A 16,972-nucleotide genomic window follows, 5' to 3' on the forward strand; every position below is an offset into this window, starting at 1 on the left:
TGTAAGAAGGACGATAAGGTACCGCCTGTACCGGTAGAAGTCACCAACTATTATCCCAACAGTGGTCAGGCGGGAACGCTGGTGACCATCGAAGGCAAGGGTTTTTCAGGTAACCTCAGTCAGTACAAAGCCAGTGTGGCCGGTACTGATGCTGAAATGGTAAGCGCCACTTCAGAAGCGCTGGTAGTAAGAATGCCTGCTTCCGGAAAAACAGGAAATATAACTTTTGTATATGCAGATAAAACCTATGAAGTAGGTGCTTATACCTATCAGTCACTTACCGTAAGCCGTGTGTTCCCCAACAACGGTACAGTGGGCTCCCAGATCAGGATCAGCGGGGCAGGGTTCAGCAGCATCAAAGAACCGGCTGTTGTTGCCGTGAATGGTAAGTCCGCACTGATTGTGAGTGTAACGGACACCCTGATTGTGGCGGAGATCCCGCTCGATGCGGGCACCGGTCCGGTTACCGTAAACGTGGATGGCATGCAGGCAAAAGGTCAGGATTTCAAATACCAGGCTGTGAGCGCTATCAAACCATTGACTGGTGGCGCCAATACAAAAGTTAGTATCAGGGGTAGTGGATTTGAAACAACCCTGGAAGGAAATATCATCGATTTCAATGGTAAAGCAGCAACGGTTGTTTCTGCAACAGAAACTGAAATTATCGTACAGGCTCCTGCAGATGTAACTACCGGACCTGTGAGCGTGAACATAAATGGACAAAAAATTACCGGCCCTGCATTTACAGTAGTGGGCAAACCGGTGATCAATATTGTGTCTCCTTTGAGCGGGCCGCAGGGTTCTGTGATGACCATCACCGGTGATGTCTTCAGCGGGGTACTGGATGAGAACCATGTATTCATCAATAACGTGGAAGTGCCTGTAACGGCTGCTACGGCCAATCAACTGATCCTTACTTTGCCTGGCGGTACAGGTTCCGGCAATGTGCGCGTGGTGGTGAATGATCAGGCTACTGATGGCCCTCAATTCAAAGATCAGACACTGGGCATCGCCAGTATCACCCCTGATAACGGTTTGGCAGGATCAACCATCACGGTGACCGGTACAGGGTTCAGTGCAGTGTCTGCGGAGAATATGGTTACCATCAATGGTGTTGCAACCACTGTTACTGCTGCTTCTGAAACAAGTCTGACATTGACTGCTCCGCCAACAGTGAGTACGGGTGACCTGAAGGTTGCTGTACATGGGCAGGAAGCGTTGGCGCCTGTTCCTTTCAAAAGGGCTGGTGTGCTTACATTGGTTGGAGGCCCCTCCAGCGCAGTTTTCTCTTCAGGTACTGTATCGATGGCTATCGATAGCCATGACAACCTGTATGTAGTTGATCAGGAGGCAAAGCAGGTGAAGAAAATCACTCCCGATGGAACAGTTTCAGTTTTGCAGGCAAATGGTGCCGATATCGTTTGGAATACACCTGCCGGAATTACTATAGATAAGAGCGACAATATCTATGTAGCTGATGCGGGTGCCTTCAATATCAGGAAGATCACACCAGCCGGAGTCATAACGGTTCACACATCAGGTTTCGCTCCGAATTATATAACTATCGATGCTAACGGCGTCATATATGCGGGAATTACCGGACTGGCTGCCGGCATGAACCGGGTAACCACAGTAGGAACCTACTCAAGGATAAATGGTCCTTTGTGGCTGCTGAGCCGTTCAGCTGTTGACGCGGCAGGTAATATTTATTATCCTGACCAGAGTACGAACAGCGCGAATGGTGTGCGTATCACTACACCCGGAGGTCAGACCTATGATCTGGTTGGGTATTCGGATGCAGGTTACGCTGATGGTGTAGCTTCAGATGCAAGATTCAATGGTATCTCCACCTTACTTGTTACCAAACCCGGAGAGTTACTGGTGATGGATAATTTTAACAAGGCCTTCAGAAGAGTTGTTATCGCCACCAGGGAAGTAAGCACGTTGGTGAAATTCAACTTTGGTTACCAGGATGGAACCCTTTCTCAAGCCAGGTTCCAATCCATTAACGATATGGCGATTGGTTCAGATGGCAGCATCTATTTGCTCGATGGCCAGAACAAAGCGATCAGAAAAGTATTCCTGCAGTAAATGCTGGATTGTTGAGTAGAGTATACCCACCTGCCGGAGAACGCAGGTGGGTTTTTTATATTCTTTGGGGTAAGATGATTCTGATGCAGGTACCTTTCGAAACCGGTGCAATGCCAATGGTGCAACCAATGGCTTTTGCCAGGTCTTTTACAATCGATAGGCCCAGACCGGACCTCACGCTGGTGGCGGAAGATGCGCGCAGGTCATCGTTCATTAACAATTCAGGATCCAGGCCAGTGCCGTTGTCATTGATACAAATAAAAACCTGATTGTTTTCGATGCCGGCTTCCCAACTGATCTGTCCATCGGGTTGCTGTGATACCGCTTTCAGGGAGTTGCTGGTGAGATTGTACATGATGGTGCGGATGCAGTTCTCATCTGTGAACAATTTGATTTGCTGATCTCCTTCAAACTGTATGCTCACGCCACTATGCTGGAACTGCTGATCAATGTATTTATAAAGATCACCAATATTTATCTCAGATGGCGATGGCTTGAACTGGTCCATCTGGTTCTTGCTCCAAAGCAGGAGACTCTCCATATTTTCCAGTAATGCTTCAGCAGAGCTGGTGATCTTCTGTTCATGTTTTTCTTCCTGGTCTTTGCTCAGTATACCGGGCTCTTTGCGCAGGTGCAGGAAATTGATGAGGTTCACAACAGGAGCACGGAGATCATGACTGAGGATGCCGAAGAACCTTGCTTTCATTTTATTGGCATTGTTCAGTTCCCTGTTGAGTTGAAGCAATGTTTCGTTGGAACGTTTTCTCATTTTGTTCTGGCGATAGAGCAGGATCCCGATGGCGGAAAGCAGCAGAACACCGGCGGACAGTCCCCATACTGTTTTCCGCTGATTGCTCAGTGCCAGCTGGTTGATACGCAGTTCACTGTTCTTCTTTTCGATGGCACGCAGGCTTTCTGCTTCTGCGATTTTGTTCTTGTTTTCCTGTGAGTAAATAGAATCTTCCATTTCCTTGAAGGTCCTGTAATTGTAGAAGGCATTCCTGTAATCGCCGGTCTGTTCCTGCAATTCAGCCAGTATACCGGTGAAGAAGGATTTGTTATCCATATCCCCGGTTTGTCCGGCCAGCTCCACAGCCGACTTCAGATAAGTTTCTGCTTTCTGTAGCAGTTGCTTTTTGTTGTCAGGGATCACATCGCCATATCGTACGCTGTGGTTGGAATCAAATTTTACCAGCTCCAGGTAGGCTACGCCCAGGTTGCCGGTATTGGTAATGGCTTCCGGATGTACGGGATTCACTTCGTCCCATAATGATTTTGATTTGAGACGGGCCTCGATGATTTTCCTGTGGTCATTGCCGTAGGTAAGCGATAGTCCGGACCAGATAGTGGCCAGGCCCATCAGGTTGCCTGATTGTTCATAGATGGACTGTGCTTTCAGGAAGGTAGACGCTGCCGCTTTATGATTGCCTGACTGGTAATGGATCTTACCGATATCTTCCAGTGATTGTGCAATGGCATCGGGTGTGCCGTTCTTTTCCCGGATATGCAGCGCCCTGGTGGCGGATTCTTCGGCTTTTAAGTAATTCTTTTGCAGAGAATGTATGCGTGAGATATTGCTTAGCGTGAGCGGGAGCAGGGTGCTGTCGTTCAGTTCTTCGGCTAACTGCAATGCTTTGAAATAATATTGGGCAGCCGTTGAAAAATCACTGCGGATATTCTGTGCTGCCGTGCCCATATTATTATTGGTCATGGCCATATTATACTTATCACCCAGTTGTTCATGTACTTTAAGCGCAGATTCGTAATAGTGTCTGGCCGAATCGAAATTACCGGCATTGGAGAATGCCATGCCGATATTGCTATGGAAAACGGCGATGCCCTTGGGCCATTTCATTTTTGTAGCATGAGCCAGGCCGGAACGGGCATAGGACATGGCCTCATTCACATCAATATAATTGAGTTCATTGAAAATTCTGTTGTACAGTCTTGCTTTGGCAGTGTCGTTGGTCTGACCCGGCACTGCTTTGATGAGAGAATCAACGAATGCCCTTCCCTCCTGTGACACTGCTGGCAGGCTGATCACGAGAAAGAAAAAAGGTAGAAAATTTTTCATTGTTGGTTATTTTAAGCCGCTGAGGGCGTCTTTGTATGTTCTTCCAACAGGAAGTATGGTGCCTCTTACTTCTATTTCCTGTGCTTTGATCCGTTCTATGAAATGCTTCTGTACGGCGAAACTTTTATGGATGCGGATAAATGAATTGAATTCATTTTCCTTCAACAGGTTTCCCAGTGAGCTCAGTATACAATGTTTTCCGGTGAGGGTTACAATGCGTGTGTAATCTTTCAGGGCTTCCAGGTAAATGATCTCATGGAGGGGAAGTTTTACCTGATGGTGACCGTCTTTGATGAAGATGGTATTGCTGCCCAGGGAATGGTCCAGCAATGCCGCTTTATCGAGGATGGTGAAGAATTCCTGCAAACGGTCAACTGTTTTTGCGAAGCGCTCAGACTTCAATGGCTTTACTATAAAATCCAGGGCAGCCACTTCAAAGCTTTCAGCTGCATACTCCGGGTAGGATGTAATGAATACGCACGCGGGGATCTGCTGTAATTGTCTTCTCAGTTCAAGCCCACTCATGGCGGGCATATCAACATCCAGGAAGGCAATATCCGGAATACTGTTCTGTACCGCTGTCAGCGCGGTTCCCGGATTATCGTAGACACCGGCGACCTGCAACTGCGGATGTTTTTTAACAAGGGATAAAGTAGTGAGCCTGTCTATTTCCTGATCATCTACTACGATGCAGGTTAAAGGTCTGGCCATCAGTATTGAATTAAGTTGATTTCAAATATAATCAAAACTTGCTGTTCCTCTATTTAACCAGTCGTTCAGCGATTGGCCTTTTCTGTGGGTTTCAAGGAGGTATAGCTTTACTCCTGAAACAAAAAGCACAACTATGGACCGCCTTATTTTATTTGTTGTTCTGCTGGCAGGGTTACAGTTGACAGCCTGCAAAAAGAACGGGGATGACGACAGAAAATCCTCTGTTTCCAACAGGAAACCCAAGTCCATTCTTATGAACTGGAAGCATAACGGCACTACCTGGGTGCGGGATGGCTACATGATCCTGGACCTGGACCATGCTGAGAACAAGGATAAATCCTATTTCACGTTCGATCTTGTTAATACAACTTCCGGGTTCAAGTTCAAACTGAAAAAGGGGCCGTTGCCGATCGATAGTCTGGCCGAAAACTGGCCAGCGGAAGCGAGGGATGTGAGTTTCGGCTACAGCAACGATATGATAGTTAACCAGTATATGCGGCTGCAGAGCCAGACCACCGGGCCAAGGTTCAATTACCGGTATGATAGTATCCATAAATACTCCACCGGGATATACATGGTCAATTACCTCCATAATCCATTGTATGCCGGAAGCATGGCTCGCGAAAACCCGCAGGGCAGGGCCACTGGGTGGCGCGCTGATGGCGCAGGCAATTCCATTCCGTCGGATATAATTTATTACTTCTCTAAAGAGAGTTATTCGGAAGTGAGTGTGCCCGGATATGGCGGGATTGCGCTGAGTGGATTGTTGAGTGGATACAATCCCTGGATAGAGGTGGACATGATGATGACTTTCGAATCCACTTACAATTCATACCTCTTCTTCGATGTGGATGAATGGCGGTTCTTGTCTTTTGAAAGTAACTGTCCATCCAGCTATGGAACGGCATGTCTTAAAGGAACAGTACAGTATGTTGACTGGAGAAGTATGAATGAGCTCATGAACTGGCCCGAAGGCTGGGGCAAAAAATAATCCTATAATCATTTAATAATAACATCATGAAAACATTTCTTTTTCTCATACTCTCTATCTGCATTTCTCAATTGCTCGAAGCGCAGAGTGTGGTTGGAAAATGGAAAAAGATCTCGCATATGTCGGAGTATGAAGGGCAGAAGTTCGATAGTCATGTTGCATTGTTGAAAAGCAGGCCATGCGCTGAAAAGGTGGTCTGGGAGATCAACGCTGACGGTACTTTCCGGCTCAATGCAGCCAGTTCTGGTTGTGATGAGAACTATAAAAAGGTACAGGAAAAAATGTACGCCAAAACCAAATGGAAACTGGAAGGGAATAAGTTCACAACATCTGCTACCAATTTTGCGGTAGGACAATCCTACACGGTAGTATTTAAGGGAAACAAAATGATCATGACTGGTACCGAAGGGCAGGGAGTGATCACTTATCAGAAACTTTAAAAGCAAGATCATGATAAACAGAGTAATGTTCCTGGGAATGATAACATGGATGTTGATTTCCTGCAACAATGAAGGAGATCAATCAAAAGCGCCGGCAGAAAACAACCCTGCTTCCGGTAAAGGAAATTATATGACGATGAAGATCGATGGAAAAGAGTGGAAGGCCGATAATGTGGAAGCCGGTTATATGGGCGATGTGCTTGCTATCGGAGGCAAGAAAGGCAATGGCAGTACACAGCAGGAACTGACGATCAGTCTCTCCAACGCAACCGGTGCAAAAACATATACCATCAGTAATGCCAATTCAACTGCCGACGGCAGTAAGCGTCAGACCTCGCAGGATGTAGCACAACTTGCTAATCTTACTGTGACCAACTATCTCTGCGGAGGCCTGATGCAGGGCAACCAACTAACCATTGTGATCAGGAGAGCATCTAAAAGTGAGCAGGAAGTGGAAGGAAGTTTCAGTGGCACCATGCAATGTGTGGAAGGGAATCTGATCCGGATCACCGATGGGAAATTCTATTACCACCAATAAGTAAAATATGAAACAGGTACTGATGTTGATGCTGCTGACCGGCAGCCTGGGTGTACGTTGCCAAACGCTTACCGATGGAGAATACATGATCAAAATATTCGACACCGGAAAATTCCTGGCCATCGCAGGTGGATCGAATAACAATGGAGCGAACCTGATCCAGTGGGATAAAGAATATGGCCGTCATTTTTTCTTTCTGCTCAAACATCTTGGTAATAATGTATACACTGTTCAGTTGAAACATAGCGGAAAGTTCCTGAGCACGCAGGGGGTGCCCGCGGCAGGTGCAAAGTTGATTCAATGGGATTGGAAAGATCAGGACAATCAGAAATGGATCATTCAGAAACAGAAGGGCAGCCGGGGTTATGTGATCAGCTCTTTTCAGAACAGGATGCGCATGGTGGTACAGCATTTCAACTCCTCTGTAACGCCGGGCAATGGCGCTTATGCGTTCTTGCAGGGCGATAATACTATGCGGCCCATGGTGCTGGATTTCAAAAAGAATGAAGTGGATGAGGAGTTGCCCAAACCTCCGGGAAATGAACGTTTCAAGCCGGGCGTGTCTGATAACAAGTCTGAATAATCATCAAATCTATTTTTATGAAAGCGATATTTCTTTCGTTATGCCTCCTGGTAATCTCTTCTGTTTGTGCTGTGGCCCAGACCTATCAGGGCAGTCCGCCAAAGGATGGCCGTTATTACAAGATCAGGGTAGTTCAATCCGGAAAGTATGTATCAGTACATAACGGTTCAAATGATAATGGGGCGCGGCTGATGGAATGGCCTTATGAAGATAAGCGCTGGCAGAAATTCCTGGCAAAGAAGAATACGGATGCAAGCTGGAGTTTCTTCTGCCTCCATGGAAACAAAGCCATCTGCACAGAGAAGGGCGATGGAAGCGAAGATGATAAAGTAGTGCTGGGCTCCGCATCGCAATATTCCGGCAGGTGGGTTCTAAATTATACTACTGATTGTCTCGATGGATGGCAGATCAAATATGCACTGGGCGATAAACGGCCGATGCAGATCGTTCCAGGCGGTTTCTTTGGGTTGAAATTACAGGTGTACCAGGACGCAGCGCTGGATTGCAGCAACACTTATTTTTTTGAGGAAGTGGAAGCGCCACCCGTGGATGGGCAGAGCCGCCCTGTACACCTGAAGCCAGGCGGTATCTTAAAAAAGAAAAATTAAATCTTGAATTCTATCTATATGGATAAGCTAATTTTTTTATTGGTTGTCTGTCTTTTTGCCAACAGCACTGCTTTTGCAAGACAGGAGTTTGTGGCTAAGAAAGTGCAGATCGGGCAGCGCGAGCAGGAGTATCAGCTCAGCAAAGTCGGAAACTATTTTGTGCTGAATGGTGATATCATTATGGGTGATGATTTCCCTAAAAAAACTTCTTACCTGCGCACTGACCCTAATGGCCTGTTGCTCAATCTGTGGCCCCGTGGGTATATCCCGGTAAAGATCAGCGATCAGGTGTTTGAATATGGAATGTTTCCAACAGTATTACAGGCATTGTTGACGCTGAACACCAGAACCAACGTGCGTTTCATTCCTTATTCAAATGAAACGGACTTCATCAGGATAGAAATGCTGCTTGGGCCCGGAACGGATGAGATTGGAGGGCTCTCGGCTATTGGCAGACAGGGCGGTGAGCAGATCCTGTTCGTGAACAGGAATATGCCTGAATCTGTAGTGTTGCACGAACTGCTTCATGCACTGGGTCTGTGGCATGAACAGAGCAGGGCCGACAGGAATGATTATGTGGAAGTGAATATGAGTAATGTGAAGCCCGGGTTCAAACATAATTTTCAGATCGAACCTGGCGTGGCTATCGGCCCATATGATTATAATTCCATCATGCATTATGATGCCAATGCTTTCGGCATCAGTAAAGATGCAGTTACCATCAGGTGTAAGAATGGAACGAATGTGTCTGCCTGTAAATTGGGTAACGAAGTTTTGTCGGAAGGTGACCTGAAAGGGCTCAATGATATGTTTCCGAATAATCTCCGGTATCCCCGGCTTGACATAGAGATGATGTTCAAACGGCAGGCGCCGGCTCTTGCTTCCGGTCAGTTGAAGGAAGGTGTATACAGGATCAGGGTACGCAGTACAGGAAAATACCTGGATATAAAAGATATCAGTAAAGAAAAAGGAGCCGTATTACAGCAATGGGATGGCTTCAATCAGGCCAATCAGAAATTCGCTGTGAGAGGAGGTGTCAACGGATTTGAGATCACTCCCATGCATAGCAATATCAGGTTGGGAGTGCCTGCTGCAAGTACAAAGGACCTTACGGTCATTGCGCAGGAAGAGGCAGGCAATATCAATTTCAACCTGTTTTATATTCTCTGGCACGAGGCTATGAAAGGTTATACTATCCAGGTAGTGGGCAATTACAAATACCTGGGACTGCTTGGGCTGAACAATGGTGGCCTGATCATTCAGCAGGAAAAAGCAGTGCAATCATTTTCCTTTGAAAGAGTGGGAGACCTGCCGGTATTGGTGAAACCCAGGCAGGAGGATAAGATAAAAATGGTGAGCCCGATGGGGACCTATAAAGAGAAAGTGAAAAAGAATTAGATATTGATTGTAGCATAAGTGAAAGGCTCCGCCCCGGCGGAGCTTTTCTTTTGCAGGTATTGGGTCTGAGGCCACCTCCTATGCGCAGAAATTTTTTATTGCCGCCGGAATGATTATCTTAGGTTGATTAGTTAAACCATGCCTATGCGCTTCCGGATTCTCTATCTCCTGCTTTTACAGTTCTCTTATTACGGCCTGTTTGCGCAGAACCATTCAATTCATTTCAAGGCCATTGCATTCTTCACCGGAAAGAATGATCTTGCGCATATCAGCTTCGTACATGAAGCAAACAAATGGTTTTCAGAAATGAGTAAGCAGCATCATTTCTCCTTCGATTCCACTTCCGATTGGAGCAAACTGAATGATACGGTACTGTCAGCATACCAGGTGGTGATCTTTTTAGATACCCGTCCGGATTCCATCCCGCAACGCGAAGCTTTTCGCCGCTATATGGAAAAAGGCGGGGCCTGGATGGGTTTCCATTTTTCTGCTTTTGCGCTCACGCCATCAGCGTATCCCCAGAACTGGGACTGGTACCACAATGATTTTTTAGGATCGGGTGAATATGATGGGAATACCTGGAGGCCTACCGCTGCCATGCTGAAGGTGGAAGACGGAAAACATCCTGTTACCAAAGGAGTGCCGGCTGTATGGAAATCCGCGCCCAATGAATGGTACAAATGGACGAAGGACCTGAGGCGAAATGCTGCTATCAGGATATTGTTATCCATAGACAGTTCCTCCTTTCCGCTGGGAACAGGCCCCAAGCCGCAGGAGATCTGGCATAGCGGATATTATCCCGTAGCCTGGACCAACACAAAATACCGGATGGTGTACTTCAATATGGGACATAATGATATGGATTATGAGCATGGCACCAATAAGGAGCTGAGTGCTACATTTGGTAATAAAGTGCAGAATAAATGTATACTCCAGTCGTTATTGTGGCTGGGAAAAATAAAACGCTTTAACCTTTCTGAATGAACACGATATTAGGTTCCGGAATTGTAATCGGTCTGATCTTTCTGGTGACTGCCATGTATTTCAAAAGCAGTTACAGGAGGAAAAGCCGTAACCGGGAAATTTTCGTAAGAATAAAACCATTGCTTGATAAACTGGAAAACAACGAGCCTGTTTCTCCTGCTACAGTATTTCCTTTTGCTGCCGATATCAGGACCCGTCAAATGACCTATGCATTGCTGGCTGAATTTGAACGGCTTGATCTTTTCCCGGAAGAATATAACACGCTCATCAAAAGTGCCGAAGGACAGCTGGCCAACTGGCTTGAATATCCTACAGAACTGGATGCCTGTCCGGATGAAATGGAGTATATCAAACGGGTTACGCTCGATTTCGACGGTCAGCATAATTTTGTACATTACGAAGTGTTCAAATACCGCGTAAACGAGCCACACTGGGCCGCTGAAGACGGCTGGATGCTGGGAGTGGTGGGGCCTTATTTCGATGATAGCAACCCTTATGATCATGCGCGCGCTACCTTCAGCCGTACCAGCAGCACCGTGGACAAAGTATCACCCGAAGAGGAAGCAAAATGGGTACATGATAATATTTCCATGAGAGGATAGCGCTAATTGTTTTATTTTGGGATCATGACTCCCAGACGTCCACATCACCACCTGGCTTACTGTAGAGAATGAAATTGTAGCCACCATCACCGGGTTCTTATTACAGAAGCCCACCATGGAAAATATTCAGGCCATCGAGGATTGCGAGTTGTTTGCTATCCGGTTTGAGGACCTGGACCGCCTGTACAGGTATTGCATTCCTCGCGAGTGGAGGGGCACACTCAGTGTGTCAGGGACTTTGGGTAGTATTGATTCTGCATGATGGAAGCCAGGAAATTTCTTATTTTTAATATATAGGTTTCCCATCAACCTGGTCAGGAAATTTCACTGCGATATGAACATCACATTTCATAAAGTGCATCCGGCATTAAGCGAGTTCGTGGAAGCGATCTTTTGCTTAAATAGGGTGTCTGATGAAGCCGGTGATTATATTCAGACCAGTCTTCCAAGTCACGAATGCTTTCTCAGCTTTGAATACGAAACGGATTTCCAGGTAAGAACAGATAAAACGAATGGATTTTCACGTTTTCATTGCACCACTATCATTCCTCCGCAATTAGGTAAAACCGAGTTGAAAGGAAAGACCCTGAAATCTATCATTGTGAAGTTCAGAAGCGGTAGCTTTTTCAGGCTTTTCAAAGTCCCCATGTCCCTATTCAATAATGATTGTTACAATGCAAGAGATGTGCTGCATAAAGAATTTGCAGACCTCTTTGAAAGAATTGTGAATGCTGAAAGCCTGGTAGAAAAAATCAAACAGGTGGAAATCTTCCTGCTGACCTGCGCAGCCAATGCCAGTCCGTATCTGCCTGTTGACTATGCTTTTGAAAAATTATTGCACAGTAACGGCAATGTAGCTGTCAATGATATTGCTTCCATTGCCTGCATGAGCATGCGGCAATTGCAACGAAAATTCCTGGAAAATTTTGGAATGTCCCCCAAACACTATTCAAAGCTGGTGAGGTTTACAAAAGCCTACAGGATGAGAACGTTGCTTCCTCAACTGACCTGGGGAGAAATTTCCATGCGTTGCGGCTACTACGATCAGATGCACCTGATCCGGGATTTCAAAACCTTTGCTGCATTCAATCCGGGGGACATGGATATGAATAGAAATATGTCCGGTTTGATACTCCTTCCTGAAGATCCTCTGCAGGCCTGACGAATTGATCAGTGAAATTTGTCGCGTTTGTACTATTTCCCTGGCACGATTTGCGCATATTTTTGGCGCAGACATTACTATTCCTAAAAGTTAGTTTCATACCATATGAGAATTACTCTCCTGGTTATTGGGGTGCTGATCAGTCTGATGACTACAGCACAGATAAAAAAAGAAGCAAAGATCATTACGAAACCGAAAGTCCTTGACAAGAGTGGCACCCTGCCCCAGGCAGAAAAGAAAGTGGAGGCAAACGGAAAAAAGGTTGTCACAGGAGCTGATCTCTCCAAGGAAATGAACGGTGGCGTACATAACGTATTACGCGGAACTCCTATCGTTGCCACAGTAGGTGGCACTAAGATCACCACGTATATTGAACCACTGGACCGTGTCAGGGCAACTACCAGTAGTGGTAGAAATCCCAAGGCAAGGAACAAAGGAACTACCGATGATAACGGACTTATCTGCACATCTTACAGCATCTCCCTGAGCCCGGAGTCGGAAAGCTTCGATGCGCCACTGGCGGATAAAATGTCGCACACCTATCCCGGGGCCGCTTATAATTATAACGACTATATCAAGAACAATACGCAGCCACCTCATAATAAAAGCAAGCGGAATCCTATCATCCTCCAGGTGTCATCCAGTAGTGGTAATGGCAAGCAGATCCTGGTGGAAGATCCTACCAAGAACAACCTCGATGAAGCAGCAGGCAAATTGAAGTATGCATTACCCAAACAGGCAAATAATCTAAGTACGGAAATATATGTGCAGACCATCGTTAACGAGGCCACATTTGCGCTGAACGTGGAAGCGGGTGGTGGTGGTTACGGTTTTAAAGCCAGTGCGAAGTTCGGCTTGAAGTATGATAGCAAGAAGACCTATATGAGCATCGATGCCAAGCAGAAGAACTATGTGATCACGGCCAACAGGCCCGATGGTGCGGAAGGCGGTTTTTACAAAGATGAGGCGGAGAATGCAAAAAATGAAAATGTGTACATGTCGTCTGTGACCTATGGCAGACGTGTGATCGGTATTATAGAAACAGAGCTTGATCAGGAGCATATGGAAGTAGGAGCGAAAGCGTCCTATGATGGATTTGGCGTATCGGCCAATCTTGGTTTAGGCATCGTCGATAAAATGAGCAGGGCTAAAACCACGGTGCGCTTATTGTTTATTGGTGGGAATGGAGATGTGATCACTATTCCGAATCCTACAGCTGCATCAGTACAGGCTACCATCAACCAGTGGATGACCAGTACTTCCTCGCAGGCTGCTGTGCCGATTGAATATACATTCAAAAATATGCGCGATATCGGTATGCGATGGGAAAGTGTGGCAAGTAATATCAACTATCAGCAATGTGTGCCCAAGCCGCCTGCTGCTGCACCGCCGCAACCCTGGGACATCACCGTAACACTCAATAGTATCAGTAATAACAAAAAGGAAAGCGCCAAGCTGGGTATTTCACAATCGGTTGGTGTTTCTGTAAATGGACAATGGAAAAATGAAAATGCCGGACTTGACAAGCCGATCATCTGCTGGATGGAAGGATGGCAGGGTTGTCAGACGCCGCCACATATCGATTTCAGGCAACCGCACAGGATCGGAGATGCCACCCGCAGGTACACCATCAGTAATGAAGAATATGAACAGAATCCTTTGTTCCGGGTGGAGACGCAGCGGATCGTAACATACCGTACCAGCATCGGCGGCAGCAAGAATGAAAACAACCAGAAACAAAGAAGTGATAAACGACTGAAAGATATTGGCAGTGTGGCCACGTTTGATGTGCCGGTGCATATCAATGGCAGGATCTTCAGTTTCAATTATACTGTAAAGGTGATGCAAAGGCCGCCTGCACGGTAATTAACCAACAAAATATAGCAGTCATGAGAATATTATCAGCTATTGTTATATGCCTTGGCATGTCATTTACCGGCCATTCGCAATGTGCAGAGAAGATTTTTGGGAAGCAGTTGCAAAAGGGGATGTTTATTCATGGTAGTGCAGATAAAACAAAGTATGTGGCCGAGATCCTGTCTGTAAATGGTACTGAATTTTCCTGCCGCTTCATTCACTCTAATTCAGTATACCAGTTCACGGATTTCAAGCGGGCAGAAAACGGTTCGCCTGCCACCATGCAGGCAGTGGTGAAATCCAGTAAAGGCGGTGGTTATGCAGCAGGAACGGTTTTTATCATCAATGCGTATATGGTTGACCCCGATGCCTGTGATCTGACCGGGGCAAGTGAAAAACAACCTTATGATATCATCGCTACATTCAAAGCGGACAAGAAACGTTTTTTGGGAAGAATGATGGCAACCAGCACTGGTTATATAATAAAATTCGCGCATAGCAATAGTGTGTACACGGTTGATAAAAACCTGAAGGTAACAGGTGTTGAGGGCGGGGGATATATCGTGGGCAGTCAGATGGAGATTGCTCATGCGAGGGTATTACAATTCTGAGTGTGCGTTTTGGTAAATCTTAAATTATGGAAAGAAGGATTCTTTTCGCTTTTTCCTGTGTGTTTCTGTTGTGTGGGTTGAATAGTGTTGGAAGCGAGGTTTTGGATACTCCTGCCCGAAATGTGCAGTATGGTGATTCTGTAGTACTGCCTGAGTGTATTAAAAAGCTCACTGCCCCGCCTGCCAAAGGAGTACGTGCTTCTCTGGGTGCAAAGCAATTCCGGCATACATATCTTTTAAAGAATGGAAACACACTTTATGTTCTTCATTCGAAACCATCAATCGGCTGTCATATCAATGAACCTGCCAGTACTAAATATTACAACGATTCCTGTAAGCTGGTAGCAAGCTTTCCAACTAAATTCTCCATCAAACAAGGCTTTAAACCTTATGTAGCTGACGGATACAAACCGGAAGATTTTCCGGAAGCGGCGCAGGGAGATTACCCGGCGTACTTCCAAAAGCAGCAGAAAGCCGGCACTGAGAACAGGATCATTATCAGTGATGCCAGGGCCAAAGATCCCTTTCCTGTTGAAAGGAAATTCAGTATTACTGCTGTGGAAGATGATGTGCTGAACTGGAAAAGGGGAGATGTAATTAGCATATCAACCAAAAGCGGATTGAAACATTACCGGAATAATAAGCTGCTGAACAATTATAAAATAGTTCCGCAACTTACCACAACAAAGACAGAGGCGCAATGCAGGGTACCGCCTTGTTTCACCACTATTACAAATGTGCTTGTGTATCATATGGATGGGATCAGGCGATTTGTGGAAATCCGGAACAATGGGTTTATGATCTCTTCAAGTGAATATGCTGATGCTCCTTCGCCCACAAAAAATATTGACCTGACCTGGAAGAGGGCGTATACCGTCAGTGCCAAATGATCACACTTAAATTACAGCTATGAATGTTCTCTTATTGATCAGTTATTTATTATTTGCAGGAAGTAATAGTGCAGGAAGCAGTGCGCGTGTTGCAAATCAGAAAAGTACCGAACTTTCCATCTTATTTCCTAAGAACAATCAGAAAGTTCGCGGTGAATATAAGGTCTATGGAAAAGCAAAGCCAGGATCTGTGGTAGTGTTACATATCAGCAGTTCGTATTATAAAACTGCTCATGATAACCGGCAGAAGATTTACAAAGGGCAAGGTCCGATCAAAAGAATGAACAGGAAATTTTCACTGACTGCAGACCGCAGCGGCAACTGGATCCTTAAAAATATAGAATTGCTGAATGCCGGCTGGGAAGAGGATTTTGTCATCAAGGCCAGTTCAGGTAAAAACACCGTTTCGATTCTGGTTTTTGATCATACTCATCCTGTAGCCATGGATTAGAAAACTGCTTTCTCTGATGCCGGTATGATAGCAGTCTCCACTGGCATAACATGAAAAAGCGACTACATTTTATTGTAATCGCTTTTCTTTTTAGTACCGGGGACGAGAGTTGAACTCGTGACCTCAGGGTTATGAATCCTGCGCTCTAACCGCCTGAGCTACCCCGGCGTGGCCCTTTCAAAGATATTTCGCTGTTGAAAGGGGTGCAAAAATATATAAAATCTCCTTTCGGAAAAAACTTATTTCGTTCTTCCTGGATATTCTTTTAATGCCGCTTCTAAACAATCCATGGCGGAATTCAGGTCGTCAACGTTCAGAACGTAGGCCAGGCGTACTTCATTCAGTCCTAAACCCTTTGTTCCATAGAAGCCTGTGGCGGGCGCCAGCATTACGGTCTGGTTGTTATGGCTGAAGCTTTCCAGCAGCCACTGGCAGAATTTATCGGAATCATCGATGGGCAATTTGGCCATTGCATAAAAAGCGCCGCCCGGGTTAGGACAGAATACACCTTCCATGGCATTGAGCCTTTGTACCAGTACATCCCTGCGCTTCTGGTATTCGGCGCGGGTGGCATCAAAATAATTATCGGGGAGGTCAACAGCTGCTTCGCCCAGGATCTGTGCAAAGGAGGGAGGACTTAGCCTGGCCTGTGCAAATTTCATGGCTGAATCCAGTACCTGCTGGTTCTTTGTTACGAATGCACCGATACGGCCGCCGCAGGCGCTGTATCTTTTGGAAATGGTATCCATCAGGATCACATTCTGCTCGGCGCCTTCCAGCTGCATAGCGCTGATCTGCTGACCATCGTAAGCAAACTCACGGTAAGCTTCATCCGAAAACAGGAACAGGTTGTGCTTGATCACAATTTCCTTCAGTGTGTCCATCTCTTCTTTGCTGTAGAGATAACCTGTGGGGTTGTTGGGATTGCAGATCACGATAGCTTTCGTGCGTGGCGTGATCATTTTCTCAAAATCGCTGATA

At 46.0% G+C, this 16,972-nt stretch carries 17 protein-coding genes and 1 tRNA gene; 14 read left to right on the forward strand and 4 right to left on the reverse strand.

What is annotated here, in order from left to right; translation table 11 throughout:
- Positions 1-2,091 (forward strand): IPT/TIG domain-containing protein (locus tag ACTHMC_RS24910; protein ID WP_440417427.1); only part of this gene is annotated, 2,091 nt, incomplete at its 5' end.
- A 55-nt stretch (positions 2,092-2,146) separates the two neighbouring features.
- Here ACTHMC_RS24910 and ACTHMC_RS24915 read toward each other — a convergent pair.
- Both ACTHMC_RS24915 and ACTHMC_RS24920 read right to left on the reverse strand, forming a co-directional pair.
- A complete protein-coding gene (locus ACTHMC_RS24915; RefSeq protein ID WP_440417428.1) occupies positions 2,147-4,165 on the reverse strand; it encodes a tetratricopeptide repeat protein in 2,019 nt (672 codons plus the stop codon).
- A 6-nt stretch (positions 4,166-4,171) separates the two neighbouring features.
- Complete coding sequence (locus tag ACTHMC_RS24920) at positions 4,172-4,876, reverse strand: LytR/AlgR family response regulator transcription factor (RefSeq protein ID WP_440417430.1); 705 nt, start codon at positions 4,874-4,876, stop codon at positions 4,172-4,174.
- A gap of 133 nt (positions 4,877-5,009) precedes the next feature.
- On the opposite strand from ACTHMC_RS24920, the gene ACTHMC_RS24925 reads away from it, so the two are divergent.
- The 13 genes from ACTHMC_RS24925 (at position 5,010) to ACTHMC_RS24985 (ending at position 15,991) form a co-directional block, all read left to right on the forward strand.
- Positions 5,010-5,867, forward strand: a complete 858-nt coding sequence (locus tag ACTHMC_RS24925) for a hypothetical protein (RefSeq protein WP_440417432.1) — start codon at positions 5,010-5,012, stop codon at positions 5,865-5,867.
- A gap of 26 nt (positions 5,868-5,893) precedes the next feature.
- On the forward strand, positions 5,894-6,307 hold the full coding sequence (locus ACTHMC_RS24930; RefSeq protein ID WP_440417434.1) for a lipocalin family protein: 414 nt from the start codon (positions 5,894-5,896) through the stop codon (positions 6,305-6,307).
- Between the two features lie 10 nt (positions 6,308-6,317).
- On the forward strand, positions 6,318-6,845 hold the full coding sequence (locus tag ACTHMC_RS24935) for a hypothetical protein (RefSeq protein ID WP_440417436.1): 528 nt from the start codon (positions 6,318-6,320) through the stop codon (positions 6,843-6,845).
- A gap of 7 nt (positions 6,846-6,852) precedes the next feature.
- Positions 6,853-7,428, forward strand: coding sequence for an RICIN domain-containing protein (locus ACTHMC_RS24940; RefSeq protein ID WP_440417437.1), 576 nt, complete (start codon positions 6,853-6,855; stop codon positions 7,426-7,428).
- Positions 7,429-7,445: 17 nt separating this feature from the next.
- Complete coding sequence (locus tag ACTHMC_RS24945) at positions 7,446-8,036, forward strand: RICIN domain-containing protein (protein WP_440417438.1); 591 nt, start codon at positions 7,446-7,448, stop codon at positions 8,034-8,036.
- An 18-nt stretch (positions 8,037-8,054) separates the two neighbouring features.
- Positions 8,055-9,434 (forward strand): M12 family metallopeptidase, encoded by a 1,380-nt coding sequence (locus ACTHMC_RS24950; protein WP_440417440.1) that lies wholly within the window; start codon positions 8,055-8,057, stop codon positions 9,432-9,434.
- 144 nt (positions 9,435-9,578) lie between these two features.
- Complete coding sequence (locus ACTHMC_RS24955) at positions 9,579-10,418, forward strand: ThuA domain-containing protein (RefSeq protein WP_440417442.1); 840 nt, start codon at positions 9,579-9,581, stop codon at positions 10,416-10,418.
- Positions 10,415-11,020, forward strand: a complete 606-nt coding sequence (locus ACTHMC_RS24960; protein WP_440417444.1) for a hypothetical protein — start codon at positions 10,415-10,417, stop codon at positions 11,018-11,020. Before ACTHMC_RS24955 ends, ACTHMC_RS24960 begins: the two co-directional genes overlap by 4 nt.
- A gap of 334 nt (positions 11,021-11,354) precedes the next feature.
- Positions 11,355-12,182 carry a helix-turn-helix domain-containing protein gene (locus tag ACTHMC_RS24965; RefSeq protein WP_440417446.1) on the forward strand — a complete coding sequence of 276 codons (828 nt, stop codon included), beginning with the start codon at positions 11,355-11,357 and terminating at the stop codon, positions 12,180-12,182.
- Between the two features lie 105 nt (positions 12,183-12,287).
- The gene (locus ACTHMC_RS24970) at positions 12,288-14,048 is read left to right on the forward strand and encodes a thiol-activated cytolysin family protein (protein WP_440417447.1); all 1,761 of its coding nucleotides are present in this window, start codon (positions 12,288-12,290) and stop codon (positions 14,046-14,048) included.
- A 23-nt stretch (positions 14,049-14,071) separates the two neighbouring features.
- On the forward strand, positions 14,072-14,650 hold the full coding sequence (locus ACTHMC_RS24975; RefSeq protein ID WP_440417449.1) for a hypothetical protein: 579 nt from the start codon (positions 14,072-14,074) through the stop codon (positions 14,648-14,650).
- A 26-nt stretch (positions 14,651-14,676) separates the two neighbouring features.
- Positions 14,677-15,540: a hypothetical protein gene (locus tag ACTHMC_RS24980; protein WP_440417450.1), complete on the forward strand. Its 864-nt coding sequence runs from the start codon at positions 14,677-14,679 to the stop codon at positions 15,538-15,540.
- Between the two features lie 19 nt (positions 15,541-15,559).
- Complete coding sequence (locus ACTHMC_RS24985) at positions 15,560-15,991, forward strand: hypothetical protein (protein ID WP_440417451.1); 432 nt, start codon at positions 15,560-15,562, stop codon at positions 15,989-15,991.
- A gap of 94 nt (positions 15,992-16,085) precedes the next feature.
- On the opposite strand, the gene ACTHMC_RS24990 is transcribed toward ACTHMC_RS24985, so the two are convergent.
- Together ACTHMC_RS24990 and ACTHMC_RS24995 are read right to left on the reverse strand one after the other, a co-directional pair.
- A tRNA-Met gene (locus ACTHMC_RS24990) sits at positions 16,086-16,159 on the reverse strand.
- A 71-nt stretch (positions 16,160-16,230) separates the two neighbouring features.
- Positions 16,231-16,972: aminotransferase class I/II-fold pyridoxal phosphate-dependent enzyme (locus ACTHMC_RS24995; RefSeq protein ID WP_440417453.1), on the reverse strand; the 742-nt coding region annotated here is incomplete at its 5' end.

It is taken from the genome of Pseudobacter sp., assembly GCF_051955275.1.
Taxonomy (GTDB): Bacteria; Bacteroidota; Bacteroidia; order Chitinophagales; family Chitinophagaceae; genus Pseudobacter.